Source organism: Nonomuraea ferruginea, assembly GCF_039540635.1.
Taxonomy (GTDB): Bacteria; Actinomycetota; Actinomycetes; order Streptosporangiales; family Streptosporangiaceae; genus Nonomuraea; species Nonomuraea ferruginea.
In genome coordinates, this window is sequence record NZ_BAABFD010000033.1 from 1 (window position 1) to 12,750 (window position 12,750).

The 12,750-nt window shown below is 71.3% G+C and carries 16 protein-coding genes; 9 read left to right on the forward strand and 7 right to left on the reverse strand.

From position 1 onward, the window contains the following. On the forward strand, positions 1–443 hold a 443-nt coding region (locus ABD999_RS41080), incomplete at its 5' end, for a hypothetical protein (RefSeq protein ID WP_345483191.1). 27 nt (positions 444–470) lie between these two features. Here ABD999_RS41080 and ABD999_RS41085 read toward each other — a convergent pair. The 4 genes from ABD999_RS41085 to ABD999_RS41100 all read right to left on the reverse strand — a co-directional run bounded on the left by ABD999_RS41085 (position 471) and on the right by ABD999_RS41100 (position 3,337). Beyond that, a complete protein-coding gene (locus ABD999_RS41085) occupies positions 471–1,187 on the reverse strand; it encodes a hypothetical protein (protein WP_271279967.1) in 717 nt (238 codons plus the stop codon). Positions 1,188–1,508: 321 nt separating this feature from the next. Then, positions 1,509–1,913 (reverse strand): DUF2000 family protein, encoded by a 405-nt coding sequence (locus ABD999_RS41090; RefSeq protein WP_148029390.1) that lies wholly within the window; start codon positions 1,911–1,913, stop codon positions 1,509–1,511. A 51-nt stretch (positions 1,914–1,964) separates the two neighbouring features. Next, complete coding sequence (locus ABD999_RS41095) at positions 1,965–2,786, reverse strand: SRPBCC family protein (protein WP_271279968.1); 822 nt, start codon at positions 2,784–2,786, stop codon at positions 1,965–1,967. After that, on the reverse strand, positions 2,783–3,337 hold the full coding sequence (locus ABD999_RS41100) for a winged helix-turn-helix domain-containing protein (RefSeq protein WP_148029388.1): 555 nt from the start codon (positions 3,335–3,337) through the stop codon (positions 2,783–2,785). Before ABD999_RS41100 ends, ABD999_RS41095 begins: the two co-directional genes overlap by 4 nt. 52 nt (positions 3,338–3,389) lie before the next feature. Between ABD999_RS41100 and ABD999_RS41105 the strand changes: the two genes are divergently transcribed. Beyond that, entirely contained in the window at positions 3,390–4,202 is an 813-nt protein-coding gene (locus tag ABD999_RS41105; protein ID WP_271279969.1) for an AraC family transcriptional regulator, read from the forward strand. Between the two features lie 4 nt (positions 4,203–4,206). On the opposite strand, the gene ABD999_RS41110 is transcribed toward ABD999_RS41105, so the two are convergent. After that, positions 4,207–5,232 carry a GDP-mannose 4,6-dehydratase gene (locus ABD999_RS41110; RefSeq protein ID WP_148029387.1) on the reverse strand — a complete coding sequence of 342 codons (1,026 nt, stop codon included), beginning with the start codon at positions 5,230–5,232 and terminating at the stop codon, positions 4,207–4,209. Between the two features lie 213 nt (positions 5,233–5,445). On the opposite strand from ABD999_RS41110, the gene ABD999_RS41115 reads away from it, so the two are divergent. The 4 genes from ABD999_RS41115 (at position 5,446) to ABD999_RS41130 (ending at position 9,584) form a co-directional block, all read left to right on the forward strand. Further along, positions 5,446–6,687: a glycosyltransferase family 4 protein gene (locus ABD999_RS41115; RefSeq protein ID WP_372452505.1), complete on the forward strand. Its 1,242-nt coding sequence runs from the start codon at positions 5,446–5,448 to the stop codon at positions 6,685–6,687. Between the two features lie 31 nt (positions 6,688–6,718). Continuing rightward, on the forward strand, positions 6,719–7,435 hold the full coding sequence (locus tag ABD999_RS41120; RefSeq protein WP_271279970.1) for a class I SAM-dependent methyltransferase: 717 nt from the start codon (positions 6,719–6,721) through the stop codon (positions 7,433–7,435). After that, positions 7,432–8,472, forward strand: a complete 1,041-nt coding sequence (locus tag ABD999_RS41125) for a prenyltransferase (protein WP_271279971.1) — start codon at positions 7,432–7,434, stop codon at positions 8,470–8,472. The genes ABD999_RS41120 and ABD999_RS41125 overlap by 4 nt, the downstream gene beginning before the upstream one ends. 140 nt (positions 8,473–8,612) lie before the next feature. Next, positions 8,613–9,584 carry a DUF1702 family protein gene (locus tag ABD999_RS41130; protein WP_271279972.1) on the forward strand — a complete coding sequence of 324 codons (972 nt, stop codon included), beginning with the start codon at positions 8,613–8,615 and terminating at the stop codon, positions 9,582–9,584. Between the two features lie 9 nt (positions 9,585–9,593). On the opposite strand, the gene ABD999_RS41135 is transcribed toward ABD999_RS41130, so the two are convergent. Next, positions 9,594–10,229 (reverse strand): class I SAM-dependent methyltransferase, encoded by a 636-nt coding sequence (locus ABD999_RS41135; RefSeq protein WP_187280959.1) that lies wholly within the window; start codon positions 10,227–10,229, stop codon positions 9,594–9,596. Between the two features lie 78 nt (positions 10,230–10,307). Between ABD999_RS41135 and ABD999_RS41140 the strand changes: the two genes are divergently transcribed. From ABD999_RS41140 to ABD999_RS41150, 3 genes are read left to right on the forward strand one after another with little or no spacing between them, the layout of a single operon-like run. Beyond that, positions 10,308–10,763 carry a pyridoxamine 5'-phosphate oxidase family protein gene (locus tag ABD999_RS41140; RefSeq protein ID WP_148029382.1) on the forward strand — a complete coding sequence of 152 codons (456 nt, stop codon included), beginning with the start codon at positions 10,308–10,310 and terminating at the stop codon, positions 10,761–10,763. Beyond that, positions 10,760–10,951 (forward strand): ferredoxin, encoded by a 192-nt coding sequence (locus ABD999_RS41145; protein WP_148029381.1) that lies wholly within the window; start codon positions 10,760–10,762, stop codon positions 10,949–10,951. The genes ABD999_RS41140 and ABD999_RS41145 overlap by 4 nt, the downstream gene beginning before the upstream one ends. 15 nt (positions 10,952–10,966) lie before the next feature. Next, positions 10,967–12,052: a Zn-dependent alcohol dehydrogenase gene (locus ABD999_RS41150; protein ID WP_148029380.1), complete on the forward strand. Its 1,086-nt coding sequence runs from the start codon at positions 10,967–10,969 to the stop codon at positions 12,050–12,052. A 62-nt stretch (positions 12,053–12,114) separates the two neighbouring features. Here ABD999_RS41150 and ABD999_RS41155 read toward each other — a convergent pair whose 3' ends face one another. After that, on the reverse strand, positions 12,115–12,711 hold the full coding sequence (locus tag ABD999_RS41155; protein WP_345483193.1) for a hypothetical protein: 597 nt from the start codon (positions 12,709–12,711) through the stop codon (positions 12,115–12,117). Positions 12,712–12,750: the final 39 nt, after the last annotated feature.

Sequence of the window (12,750 nt, forward strand, 5' to 3'; positions counted from 1 at the left end):
GGCTGCTGGAGGAGTTCGTGGTCTTCTGGCGCGAGCACGGCGAGGTGCTCATCCGTCAGGAGAACTACCACGAGGCCGCCTGCCAGATCATCCTCATGGCCTTCCTGCACCGCCTGGTCAACGGCGGCGGCTATCTCGATCGCGAGTACGCCGCCGGCACCAAACGCCTGGACGTACTCGTCCGCTGGCCCTACACCGGCCCGGACGGCGAACGCCTGGTGCAGCGCGAAGCCATGGAGCTGAAGGTCTGGCGAGCAGGCAAGGACGACCCCCTCTCCGACGGCCTCGCCCAGCTCGACGGGTACCTGGACCGGCTCAGCCTCACCACCGGCGTCCTGGTGATCTTCGACCGGCGCCCCGAGGCCCCGCCCTGGAACCAGAGAGGCACGTTCGAGCAGGCGACCACCCCGTCCGGCCGCCAGGTCACCGTTCTCCGTGGATGACCCCGAACGCGCCACGTAAAGGGGGTTCTACCCGTACCACCTGCCGCGGCGGGAGGTGCGGGGGCGGCGGGTGGCGCGGATGCGGGCGAGGATCCGCACCATGCCCTCGGGGCCCGGCTGCCACCCGCCCTCGATCAGGGCGTTGGCCACGGCCTCCAGGAGGTCGGCGGCCCGGCCGGGGATGACGTCGGGGCCCGCGACGACGATCCGCCAGCCGAGGCCGCGCAGCTCCTCCCGGCGCGACTCGTCATGGCGGCGGTCGGCGGGGGTGGTGTGATGCTCGCGGCCGTCGTACTCGACCGCCACCTTGTAGGCCTCCCATCCGAGGTCCAGGCAGGCGTGGCGGCCTCCGGGGAGAGTGACGCGGAGCTGCGGAGCGGGTCTGGGCAGCCCGCAGTCGGCGAGCATCATCCTCAGCAGGCTCTCCCTCGGGGACGCGGCCCGCCGGTCGGCGAGGGTGAGCACGTCACGGGCGCGGCCGGAAAGGGTGCGGTGCCACAGCGGGCCGAGGTCGACGCCCCGGCGCAGGAACTGGTCAAGCACCACCACCGCCTCGGCCCTGGGCAGCCAGTGGGCGCAGTCGAAGGCGGTCCTGGCGGGGGTGGTGACGCGGATGCCGGCATGGTGGGTGACGTCGCCGGCGAGCAGGGCCGCCGGATAGGTGACGCAGCCGGGAGCGTCCAGCCCTTCCGGGGTGATCAGCTCCAGGGGTTGCAGCGTGCCGAGGGGGTGCGACGTCTCCACGCCCCAGACGCGTGCCGCGCTCGCCCGGCACACCACGGCCTCGGGAATCGCCCGCGTGACCCGCCGGGCCTGGACCAGCAGGAGGACCCGTTCGCGCGCCCCTGCCCGCTTGCGCTCCTTCTGCGGGACCGGCTGAACCGCCGGGCCGAAACGGGGCTGCGGCTCCCGTGGCCTCCAGGAAGCATCGTCAGACTCACCGTGAGTACGGTCCGCGGGTTCAGACGATGTGGAGGCGGTCATGGGTTCAGGGTGCACCGGTGGCCCGCGCAAAGCGGGAGGTGAGCGGGGTTCTGTGGATGGGCGACGGCCGTCCACAGGACGTCACGGGTGCAGGTGGAGGCCCTTGAGGGTTTTGTCCACGGCGTTCTTGGGGCCGTACACCGCCAGGCCGACGAGCTGCAGGTCCGGCGCCGCCACCGCGCGCACGGCGGCCCGGTTGGCGTCGTCGTGGCCCGTCTTGAACATCTCCTCGATGTAGACCGCCACCCGCAACCCCCGCGCCACGGCCTTCTCACGGACCGAGGCGAGCGAGCCGGCCGTGTAGACGAGCACCGGCTGGCGGAACATCGGCAGGTACGCGTTGCCCGACCCGTCCTCGTAAGGCTCCCCGATCGTCTCCGGCGCGCCGCCGGCCACGGCGCTCGCGAGGAAGGCGGTGACGTTCAGTTTCTGCCAGGTGGCCAGGTCGTCGCGGACCACGATGCCGATCTTCGTGTCGAAACGCATGGCGTCCAGGCTGCCGTCACCGCCCCTTCGGGGTCTTGAACGCTGGTGCGGCTATCCGGCCAGCACCGGCTGCCAGCCGGGCACCTCGTGGTAGCGGCGCAGCTCGGCCAGCCCGGCGAGGTTGCCTCCCCAGGCGGCGAAGGGCGGGCGGTCGAAGCCGCTCTGGATCATGGTGAGCCGGGTCTTGCCGCCGGTGCCCTCCAGCTCCCAGGTGCCGACGCCGGTGGCGCCCCAGTCGACGCTGACCTTGCGGTCGGTCTCCAGCTCCAGGATCTTGGCCGGGTGGGGGTTGTTCTCGATCCGGCCCATCGCGAACCGCCCGCCGACGTGCGGCTCGATCTCGATCGGGTAGCCGAACCAGCGGGTGGCCGACTCGGAGTCGATCAGCGAGTGGAACACCTGCTCCGGGGACGCGTCGACCAGGACCGAGGCGCGCAGGTCGCCGGTGGCGGTGAAGTCGATCTTCGGGGTGAGCTCGCGGCCCTCGAAGTGCTCGGCCAGGTTGGTCAGCGCCAGGCACCAGTACGTCTGCAGCACTCCCCTGATCGAGCTCTCCGCCAGCGCCTCCTCCATGCTGAAGTGGCTCTGCTCGACCGTGACGACCGTGGTCTCGGGCCCCTCCTCCTCCAGCCGGAGCTCGGTGGTCGTCTCGACGCCGTCCAGCGTCCAGGCGAACCGGACCGTACGGTCGTCGGCGTGCAGCAGCCGCTGGTGCGGCGCGTCGCCCTCGGGGGTGTGGCGGCCCCAGAAGGCGTAGCGGTCGGGCAGCTCCACCTCGGCGTGCTCGGCGAGCCAGACGCGCAGCGCGGCGGGGTCGGTGAGGGCGTGCCGGACCTCCTTGACCGGGGCCTGCACGCGGGCACGAATGATCATGGGCTCTCTCCCTTGGGGTAACAGGCGAGGGCGAGCTTGAAGGCGTCGCCTTCGGCTCCCCCATAGCGCGTGAACAGGTCCCGCATCACGGTCTGCAGGTCGTCGAGGAACTCCTGCCGCTGCTCCGGCCGTACGTGGATCTCACCGGACAGGCCGATGGACGGCAGCTCCGGCGCGGTCCTGTCGAGCGCGGCGATGTCGGCCTGGACCTCCTCCATGAGGTCGAGCAGGTAGCCGAGGCTGAGCTCGTCGCGTGCCCTGGTCAGCCCGATGCGGCCCACGAGGCGCGGCGACAGCCAGTAGGAGCGGGCGCCGGCCTGGTAGATGCCCTCGCTGATGCCGCGCACCTTGCGCTCGGCCACCTGGTCGACCAGCCCCGCGTCCACCAGCCGCTTGACGTGGTAGTAGACCCGCTGCGGGGTCTGACCGAGCCGGGCCGCGACCTCGCTGCAGGTGCGCGGCTCGGCGAGCTGCCGCAGCACCTCGACGCGCTGCGGCTTGAGCAGCGCCTCGGCCTGCTCGATCTCTTCCAGATACAGGACTTCTCTCATCGCAAAAATCATCCTTTACGTAAAAACACTGTTTGTCAATAGAATCGGAGGCGTGGCACGTGAATGGTCCCGCTACTGGAGGTCTCCCGACCGGCCGATCGAGGCCATGCACGCCCACTTCGCGCGCCACGTCTACCACCGGCACAGCCACGAGACCTACTCGTTCGGCATGACCGAGGACGGCGCGCAGTCGTTCACCTGCCGGGGGTCGGCGCACACGAGCACCCCGGGCATGGTCATGGCCTTCAACCCCGACGACCCGCACGACGGCCGGCCCACCGACGCCCTCGGCTTCACCTACCGCATCGTCCATCTCGGCCCCGGCCTGATGTCGGAGGTGCTCGACGACCTGGCGGGCCGCCGCACGGGCCTGCCGCTGTTCGCGGAGCCGGTGGTGCACGACCCGGCGCTCGCCGCCGCCCTGCGCGCGCTGCACGCGGCCCTGCTCGGCGGCGCGCCCGCGCTGCGCCGCGACGAGCTGCTCGCCGACACGGTCAGGGCGCTGGTACGGCGCGCGGCCACCGGCCCGGTCACCGTGGCGGGCGGCTCCGGCGGGGTGGCGGCCAGGGTCAGGGCGATGCTGCGTGACCGCCCGCTCGACGACGTGACGGCCGACGACCTGGCCAGGGAGGCGGGCACCAGCAGGTTCGCCGTCTACCGGGCGTTCCGCGCCGCCTACGGGATGGCGCCCAGCGACTACCAGCGCCTGCTCAGGCTGCGGGAGGCGCGACGGCTGATCGCGGGCGGGACCCCGATCGGCGAGGTGGCGGCGCTCACCGGGTTCGCCGACCAGAGCCATCTGACGCGCTGGTTCGGCCGCTGCTTCGGGCTCACCCCCGCCGCCTACCGCGCCGCCGCCCTGTGACCCGTCACGGCCAGGAGGACTCCTGGTCGGGGTCGCCGCCGTCGGTCAGCAGCCGCAGGTCCGACTCGACCATCATCGCCACCAGCTCGTCGAACGACACCGTCGGCTCCCAGCCGAGCTGCACCCTGGCCTTCTTCGGGTCCGCGCACAGCAGGTCGACCTCGGCGGGCCGGTGCAGCGCCTGGTCGGTGACCACGTACCGCTCCCAGTCGAGCCCCGCCGCCGCGAACGCGGCCTCGGCCAGCTCCCTGACGGACTTCATCCGCCCGGTGCCTATCACGTAGTCCTCGGGCTTGTCGGCCTGGAGCATGAGGTGCATGGCGCGCACGTAGTCGCCGGCGAACCCCCAGTCGCGCCGCGCCTCCAGGTTGCCCAGCCGCAGTTCGCCGGCCAGGCCGAGCTTGATGCGGGCCACCCCGAGCGAGACCTTGCGGGTGACGAACTCGGCCCCGCGCCGGGGCGACTCGTGGTTGAACAGGATGCCGGAGACCGCGAACATCCCGTACGACTCGCGGTAGTTCTGCGTGAGGAAGTGCCCGTACGTCTTGGCGACCCCGTACGGCGAGCGCGGGTGGAAACCGGTGCTCTCGTTCTGCGGGGTCTCGCCGACCTGGCCGAACATCTCCGAGGAGGAGGCCTGGTAGAAGCGGATCTGCCCGCCCGACGGGCGCCCGCCGCGTGAGACGCCGGAGCACACCCGGATGGCCTCCAGGACGCGCAGCACGCCCATCCCGGTGACCTCGGCCGTCAGCTCGGCCTGCTCCCACGACATCGGCACGAACGAGATCGCGCCGAGGTTGTAGACCTCGTCCGGCTGAACGCGTTCCACCGCGGAGATCAGCGAGCCCTGGTCGAGCAGGTCGCCCCTGACGAGGTGGACGTCGGCCAGAAGCTTGCGGATGCGCGACACGCGCGGGTTGGCCTGGCCGCGGGCCAGCCCCCATACCTCGTAGCCCTGATCGAGCAGGTGCTCCGCCAGATAGGAACCGTCCTGGCCGGTGATGCCGGTGATCAGAGCGCGCCTGGCCAAGGGTCCTCCAACTCTCGCCTACCCGGGGAATACTATCTAGAACACGTTCCACCGAACAACGCTCGGTCAGGCTAATGCCGCAGTTCGCACGGCTTGTCCGTGTGACTGTGAACCATTCCAGATGACCTACCGAATGGTAGCCTTCTCGGACTAAGGTCATCTTTCACGGTACACGCCCGCGTTCCGGGCCTACCGGCGGAGAAAGGGGTGTCCGTGAGCACGGACTCGCTGCGGATCGCGCTGCTGTCCTACCGCAGCAAGCCCACCTGCGGCGGCCAGGGCGTCTACCTCCGCCACCTGAGCCGCGAACTGGTCGCGCTCGGCCACCACGTCGAGGTGTTCTCCGGCCAGCCGTACCCCGAGCTCGACGAGGGCGTCATCCTGCGGAAGGTGCCCAGCCTCGACCTCTACCGCGACGAGGACCCGTTCCGCACCCCCAGACTCGGCGAGTACCGCGACTGGATCGACCTCCTGGAGGTCGGCACCATGTGGACCGCGGGCTTCCCCGAGCCGCTCACCTTCACCCTGCGCGCCCACCGCGAGCTGAAGAAGCGCGTCGGCGACTTCGACGTGGTGCAGGACAACCAGACCCTCGGCTACGGCCTGCTCGGCATCCAGAAGCTGTTCCCGGTGGTCGGCACCATCCACCACCCGATCAGCGTGGACCGGCGCATCGAGCTGGAGGCCGCCCAGGGCGTCAAGAAGCTGACCATGCGCCGCTGGTACGGGTTCGTGAAGATGCAGGCCAAAGTGGCCCCCCGGCTGAACCCGATCCTGACGGTCAGCGAGTCGTCGCTGGCCGACATCCACCGCGACTTCAACGTGCCGCAGGCCAACATGCGCCTGATCCCGCTCGGCGTCGACACCCGCTACTTCCACCCCCGCCCGGACAAGCCCCGCCGCAAAGGCTCGATCGTGGCCGTGGCCAGCGCCGACTCCCCGATGAAAGGGGTCGCCACGCTGCTGCGGGCCGTCGCCAAGCTGGCCACCGAGCGCGACGTCAACCTCACCGTGGTGAGCCGGCCGACCCCCGGCGGGCCCACCGAGCAGCTCGTGCAGGAGCTGTCGCTGCAGGACCGGGTCCGGTTCGTGCACGGGATCTCCGACGACGAGCTGGGCGAGCTGATCGCCACCTCGGAGATCTCGGTCGTCCCCTCGCTGTACGAAGGGTTCTCACTGCCCGCCGTCGAGCACATGGCCTGCGGCACGCCGCTGGTGGCCAGCCGTACGGGGGCGCTGCCGGAGGTCGTGGGCGACGCCGCGGTCCAGGTGTCGCCGGGCGACGCCGAGGAGCTGGCCGCGGTGCTGCGCCGGCTGCACGACTCGCCGGAGGAGCGCGAGCGGGTGGGCCGGGCCGGCTACGACCGGGTCATGGAGCGCTACACCTGGCACGTGGTCGCCAAGAAGACCGTCGAGGCCTATCGGGAGGCCATCGCCGCCCGCCGGTCCCGCTGATCGCCCGTCCGAAGACAGGAGAACGTTTCTCGTGCTGACCGTCGACTTCGACCGGCTGCCCGTGGGCCCTGGGGTGCGCGTGCTCGACCTGGGGTGCGGCGGTGGCCGGCACGCCTTCGAGGTGCTGCGCCGCGGCGCGAACGTGGTCGCCTTCGACATGGACCAGACCGAGCTGGACAGCGTGGCGGCGATGTTCGCGGCGATGGACAAGGCGGGCGAGGTGCCCGGCGGGGGCACCGGCGAGACCGTCCAGGGCACCGCGCTCGACATGCCGTTCGAGGACGCGAGCTTCGACCGCGTGATCGCCGCCGAGGTGCTGGAGCACATCCCGGACGACATGACGGCGATGCGGGAGATCTTCCGGGTGCTCAGGCCCGGCGGCACGGCCGCGATCACGGTGCCGAGCTTCCTGCCCGAGCGCATCTGCTGGGCGCTGGACGAGGACTACCACACGGCCCCCGGCGGGCACGTGCGCATCTACACGCTGGCCGAGCTGTCGGCCAAGCTGAAGTCCACCGGGTTCGTCATCGGCCCGCACCACCACGCCCACGGCCTGCACGCCCCCTACTGGTGGATCAAGTGCGCCGTCGGCGTCAACAACGACGACAACCCGCTGGCGAAGGCGTACCACGAGCTGCTCGTGTGGGACATCATGAAGCGCCCTCCCGCCACCAGGATCGCCGAGGCTCTGCTGACCCCGATCATCGGCAAGAGCGTCGTGCTCTACGTGCGGAAGCCCGAGGCGTGATCTCGCGCGAGCAGGTCGTACAGACGGCCGAGAGCATCGCGGCCATCCAGCAGGACGACGGGGGCGTGCCCTGGCCCGAGGGGCACGTCGACGCGTGGAACCACATCGAGTGCCTGATGGCCATGGCCGTCGCCGGGCTGCGCGAGCCGGTCGGGCGGGGCTACGCCTGGCTGGCGGCGCACCAGCGCGAGGACGGCTCCTGGCCGATGAAGGTGGTCGGCGACGCCGCGGTGGAGCGCGGCGGCGAGTCCAACCACGCCGCCTACGTCGCGGTCGGGCTCTGGCACCACTGGCTGGTGACCGGCGAGCGGGCCTTCGCCGAGGAACGCTGGCCGATGGCCAAGGCGGCGCTCGACTACGTGGCGGGGCTGCAGACCGAGCGCGGCGAGATCGTGTGGGAGCGCGACGCGCACGGCCGGCCGGCCACCTACGCGCTGCTGACCGGCTGCGCCTCCATCCACCAGGGGCTGCGCTGCGGGGTGCTGCTGGCCGACCGCCTGGGCGACCCGCAGCCGCACTGGGAGCTGGCCGCCGACCGGCTGGCGCACGTGCTCGCCGCGCACCCGGAGGCGTTCGCCGACAAGAGCCGCTACTCGATGGACTGGTACTACCCCGTGCTCGGCGGCGCGGTGCGCGGCCAGGCCGCCTTCGAGCTGCTGGAGCGGGAGTGGGGCACGTTCGTGGTCCCCGGGCTCGGCATCCGCTGCGTGTCGGACCAGCCGTGGGTGACCGGCGCGGAGACGTGCGAGCTGGCGCTGGCCCTGGACGCGCTGGGCGACCGTGACCGCGCGGTCGCGCTCTTCGCCGACATGCAGCACCTGCGGCACGAGGACGGCTCGTACTGGACGGGCTGGCAGTTCGCCAACCGCAAGCACTTCCCGTACGAGCGTTCCGGCTACACGTCCGCGGCCGTGATCCTGGCCGCGGACGCCCTGCAGGGGCTCACCGGCGGGGGCGGGATCTTCCGCGACACCGCCGCGCCGTCCGGCCTCACCGGCCGCCCGGAGCTGTGCGGCTGTACGCCCGCGCGGGCGTGACACGCAAGCGGTTTTGCCGCGTCTTTGCGCGCGAGGCCCGTGCGGCTCCGTGAAAGCGCCCAATGCGGTTACTAGCTTCGGGAGCGACCGTACGAGGCGTCTTCGGGGGAAGCGTGGGCGACACGGGCACGACATCGTTCTTGGAGCACGCCGGAAGCGAGCCGGTGGCGAGCCCGGCCCGAGGATGGCGGCGGCTGCTGTCGAGGGATCCGGGCGAATCGGACCTGAGCAGGCGGAGGTTCCGGCTCACCCGGCCGGCCTCCAGGGCCGTCATCGAAGGCGCGGAGAAGTCCTACCTCACCGGCTTCAACGCGGTCGTCTCACGGAATGTCGAACGGATCGAGGACATCTCCCGTGATCAGCTGGCCTTCGCCTACGAAGGGGCGGGGGCCGCGTGCGCGGTGCTCGATCTGGTCACCCTGACCCGGGGCCGGCGCCTTCGCGAGCTACTGGCCGGCCCCGCCGCGCACCACGCGTTCGCCGCCCATCTGGGCGCCGGCCGCGGCTACGCCATGCTGCGGATGCGGCCGGTGCGCGCCGCCCGGCGGGCCCACCCGCTGCTGCGCTGGCTGGCGCTCGACGGGTTCGGGTTCCAGTGGAGCATGGCGCGGGCCGACCGCATGGTGGGCGAGCGGGCCATGCCCGACCTGCTGTCGCGGGCCCACTGCGCGCTGTTCGACCAGGGGCTGGGGCGGCTGCTCTGGTATCACGACTGCGCCTCGCCCGACGACGTGGCGGCCAGGATCGCCGCCTATCCGGTGGCGCGGCGGGCGGCGCTGTGGAGCGGCGTGGGCTTCGCCGCCGCCTACACCGGCGGCGCGGAGGCCGACGAGCTGTGGTGGCTGACCGAGCACGCGGGCGCCGACGGCTTCCGCTCCCACCTGGCGCAGGGCTGCGCGTTCGCCGCGACGGCCAGGGCCCAGGCGGGGCACCTGCCGGACCATGTGGCGCAGGCGGCGCCGATCCTGGCGGGCGGCACGGCCGAGGAGGCCGTCGCCTGGGCCGACCGGGCGCTGCTGACCCTCCCGGACGACCCGTGCGGCCACGAGGAGTTCCTCGCCTGGCAGGCGCACACCCGCCGCCTCTGGCTGCGCCGCCACCAGCCGGCCTGACCCGGCGCGCTAGATGCCGTCGGCGACGCGTTCCAGGACGCGCAGCGAGCCCGTCACGCCGACCTCGGCGAACGCCCCGGACTCCAGCGCCCGCAGGTAGACGCGGTAGGGCGCCTGGCCGCCGTCGGCGGGGTCGGGGTAGATGTCGTGGAAGACGAGCGCCCCGCCGGGCATGACGTGCGGCGCCCAGCCCTCGTAGTCGCGGGTCACCGGCTCCTCGGAGTGGCCGCCGTCGATGAACAGCATGCCGAGCGGCGTCGTCCACAGCTTCGCCACCCGGTCCGAGTGTCCGACGATCGCGATCACCTCGTCCTCCAGCCCGGCGGCCGCGATCGTGGCGCGGAACGTCGGCAGGGAGTCCATCTTGCCGAAGCGCAGGTCGACCAGCGTCGGGTCGTGGTGCGCCCAGCCGGGCTGGATCTCCTCGGAGCCGCGGTGGTGGTCGACGGTGACGACCACGGAGCCGGCCTCGCGGGCGGCGGCGCCGAGATAGATCGCCGACTTGCCGCAGTAGGTGCCGATCTCGCAGATCGGCCCGCGGGTCCCGTACGTCCGAGCCACCTCGTACAGGGCCAGGCCCTCCTGCGCGGGCATGAAACCCTTGGCGTGCTCAGCTGCGTAGAGCAGCGCGGGCGGCATCGTCATGCCCAGCACCCTAACGGCACCGAATCTTATTCGGGCGACCCCTTGCCCGCCATTATGCAACCTGTTCTACTTGGCAGCGTGAATCAGCGCGCTCGCATCTCCATGTCCGAGGAAGAGGTCGCCGCGTTCCTGGAAGCGGGACGTAAGCTCCAGCTGGCCACCATCAACGCCGACGGCACGCCCCACCTCGTGACCATGTTCTACGGCCTGGACGACAAGGGCAGGATCACGTTCTGGACGTACGCCAAGTCGCAGAAGGCGCTCAACCTGGCCCGCGATCCGCGGGTGAGCTGCCTGGTCGAGCTGGGCGACGACTACAGCGAGCTGCGCGGGGTGCTGGTGTACGGGCGGGTCACGCCGCAGGACAGCCCTGAGGACGTGCTAGACGTCGGCATGCGGGTGGCCCGCCGGATGACTCCCGGCGTGGCCGACGAGCAGCTGCGTCCCTACGTGGAGCACACCGGGCGCAAGCGGCTCGCCTACGTGGTCGAGCCTGTCAAAGTGGTCTCATGGGATCACCGGAGAATCACGTGAAAGTCAGTGTCGACGAGCTGGTCTGCGAGGCCAACGCCGTCTGCATGGGCCTCGCGCCCGAGGTCTTCGAGCTGGATGACGACGACCAGCTCCACATCCTGCTCCCCGAACCACCCCCCGAGATGCTCGACCGCGTCCGCCACGCGGTGCGGTCCTGCCCCAAAGCCGCCCTCTCCCTTGAGGATTAGCCGGAGGAGGAACCCATGCGCGCAGCTCTCCTGCACGCCGTAGGCGACGACAAGCTGGACATCCGCGACGACATCACGCTGGCCCCCGTCGGGCCGGGTGACGTCCGCGTACGGATCAAGGCGACGGGCGTCTGCCATTCCGACCTGTCGGCCATGACCGGCGTGCTGCCGCAACCCGTGCCGCTGATCCCCGGCCATGAGGGCGCGGGCGAGGTGGTGGAGGTCGGCGAGCACGTCGGCTCGGTCCAGCCGGGCGACCACGTGGTGATCAGCTGGCGGCCGGCCTGCCAGGAGTGCGACCTGTGCCTGGGCGGCCAGCCCTTCCTGTGCATGAAGTACATCATCGAGTCGTTCACCAAGGGCAACTTCCGCTTCGGCGGCGGCACCACCGCCTTCGGCATGGCCGGCTGCGGCACCTGGGCCGAGGAGATCGTGGTCCCGTCGGTGGGCGTCGTGAAGATCGACCCCGAGGTGTCGTGGGAGGCGGCGGCGCTGATCGGCTGCGGCATCACCACCGGCGTGGGCGCCGCGATCAACACCGCCAGGGTGCGCCCCGGCTCGACGGTCGCGGTGATCGGCTGCGGCGGCGTCGGCCTGTCGGTGATCCAGGGCGCGCGCATCTCCGGCGCCCGCACGATCCTCGCCATCGACCCGCTGGAGTCCAAGCACGAGCTGGCCAAGAAGGTCGGCGCCACCCACGCGGTCACCCCCGAGGGCGTGCCTGGCGCGCTGGCCGAGCTCACCGGCGGCGCCGGCTTCGACTACGGCTTCGAGGTCGTCGGCAAGTCGGCCACCATCCAGTCGGCCTGGCAGATCACCCGCGCGGGCGGCGACGTGATCGTGGTCGGCGCGGGCGCGGCCGACGACATGGTCTCGATCTCCGCCTTCAGCCTGCTGTTCGAGGGCAAGAACCTGCTGTCGAGCCTGTACGGGGAAGCGGACGTCCGCCATGACTTCCCGTACTTCGCCAAGCTCTACAAGGCCGGGCAGCTCGACCTGGAGTCGCTGATCAGCTCCCGCATCAAGCTCGCCGACCTCAACGACGCGGTGGCCGCGCTGAAGAGCGGCGAGGTGCTGCGCCAGATCGTCATCATGGACTGATCGCGGTTTCGGTCGCCGGCGCCCGGGTGGATCGTCCCGGGCGCCGGCGGCCGCAGGAGGTCTCAGCCATGGCCGTGGGTCGCGCCGGCCGGGCACTTCACGCTCGGGTTCCACTGCTCGAACATGCCCTTCGGGTTCTCCTTGAAGATCCAGAGGTGCAGGTCGTAGTGGATGGGCATGCCGTCCACGTGCGGCCCCATCGGCCCCTGGAACTCGTGCCCGAGCAGCGTGGGCCGGTCGTCCACGGTCGCGATGCGCTGGTCCCTGTCGCGCTGGAAGTACTCGACCGCCCCCAGCTCCCGCCCGCCGTGGCCGTCGGGCACGTACACGAGGATCTCCGGACGCATCAGCTCGATCTTCGGGTCCTCGATGAGCCGCGTGTTGGCGTAGTGGTAGCCCATGCCGCCGAGCCGCTCACCGCCGGGCAGCGTGTACGGGAACTCCCAGCAATCGTCGGCCCTTTCGTACCCGTCCTGCTCGGCGACCTTCGGGTCCTTGTACTTCGCCGTCGCCTGGCGCAGCTGGTCGAGCCAGTCCGCCGGAGGGGTGTCACTCTGACCCACGTCGACGCCCTCTGCCTGGGCCGTCGCCGCATCGGGCAGGACGACGACGGACGTCGCGCATGCGGCCGCCAGGAGCATGGATGCGATTCTTCTCATGCCCTTGTTTGTCCGCTAACGCCCCTCGTGTCAAACACT

Excerpts from the sequence above, each read along its gene's own strand:
- ABD999_RS41095 (WP_271279968.1), bottom strand. The coding sequence starts at position 2,786 with ATGATCATTCGTGCCCGCGTGCAGGCCCCGGTCAAGGAGGTCCGGCAC.
- ABD999_RS41155 (WP_345483193.1), bottom strand. The coding sequence starts at position 12,711 with ATGAGAAGAATCGCATCCATGCTCCTGGCGGCCGCATGCGCGACGTCC.
- ABD999_RS41100 (WP_148029388.1), bottom strand. The coding sequence starts at position 3,337 with ATGAGAGAAGTCCTGTATCTGGAAGAGATCGAGCAGGCCGAGGCGCTG.
- ABD999_RS41150 (WP_148029380.1), top strand. The coding sequence starts at position 10,967 with ATGCGCGCAGCTCTCCTGCACGCCGTAGGCGACGACAAGCTGGACATC.
- ABD999_RS41135 (WP_187280959.1), bottom strand. The coding sequence starts at position 10,229 with ATGACGATGCCGCCCGCGCTGCTCTACGCAGCTGAGCACGCCAAGGGT.
- ABD999_RS41090 (WP_148029390.1), bottom strand. The coding sequence starts at position 1,913 with ATGCGTTTCGACACGAAGATCGGCATCGTGGTCCGCGACGACCTGGCC.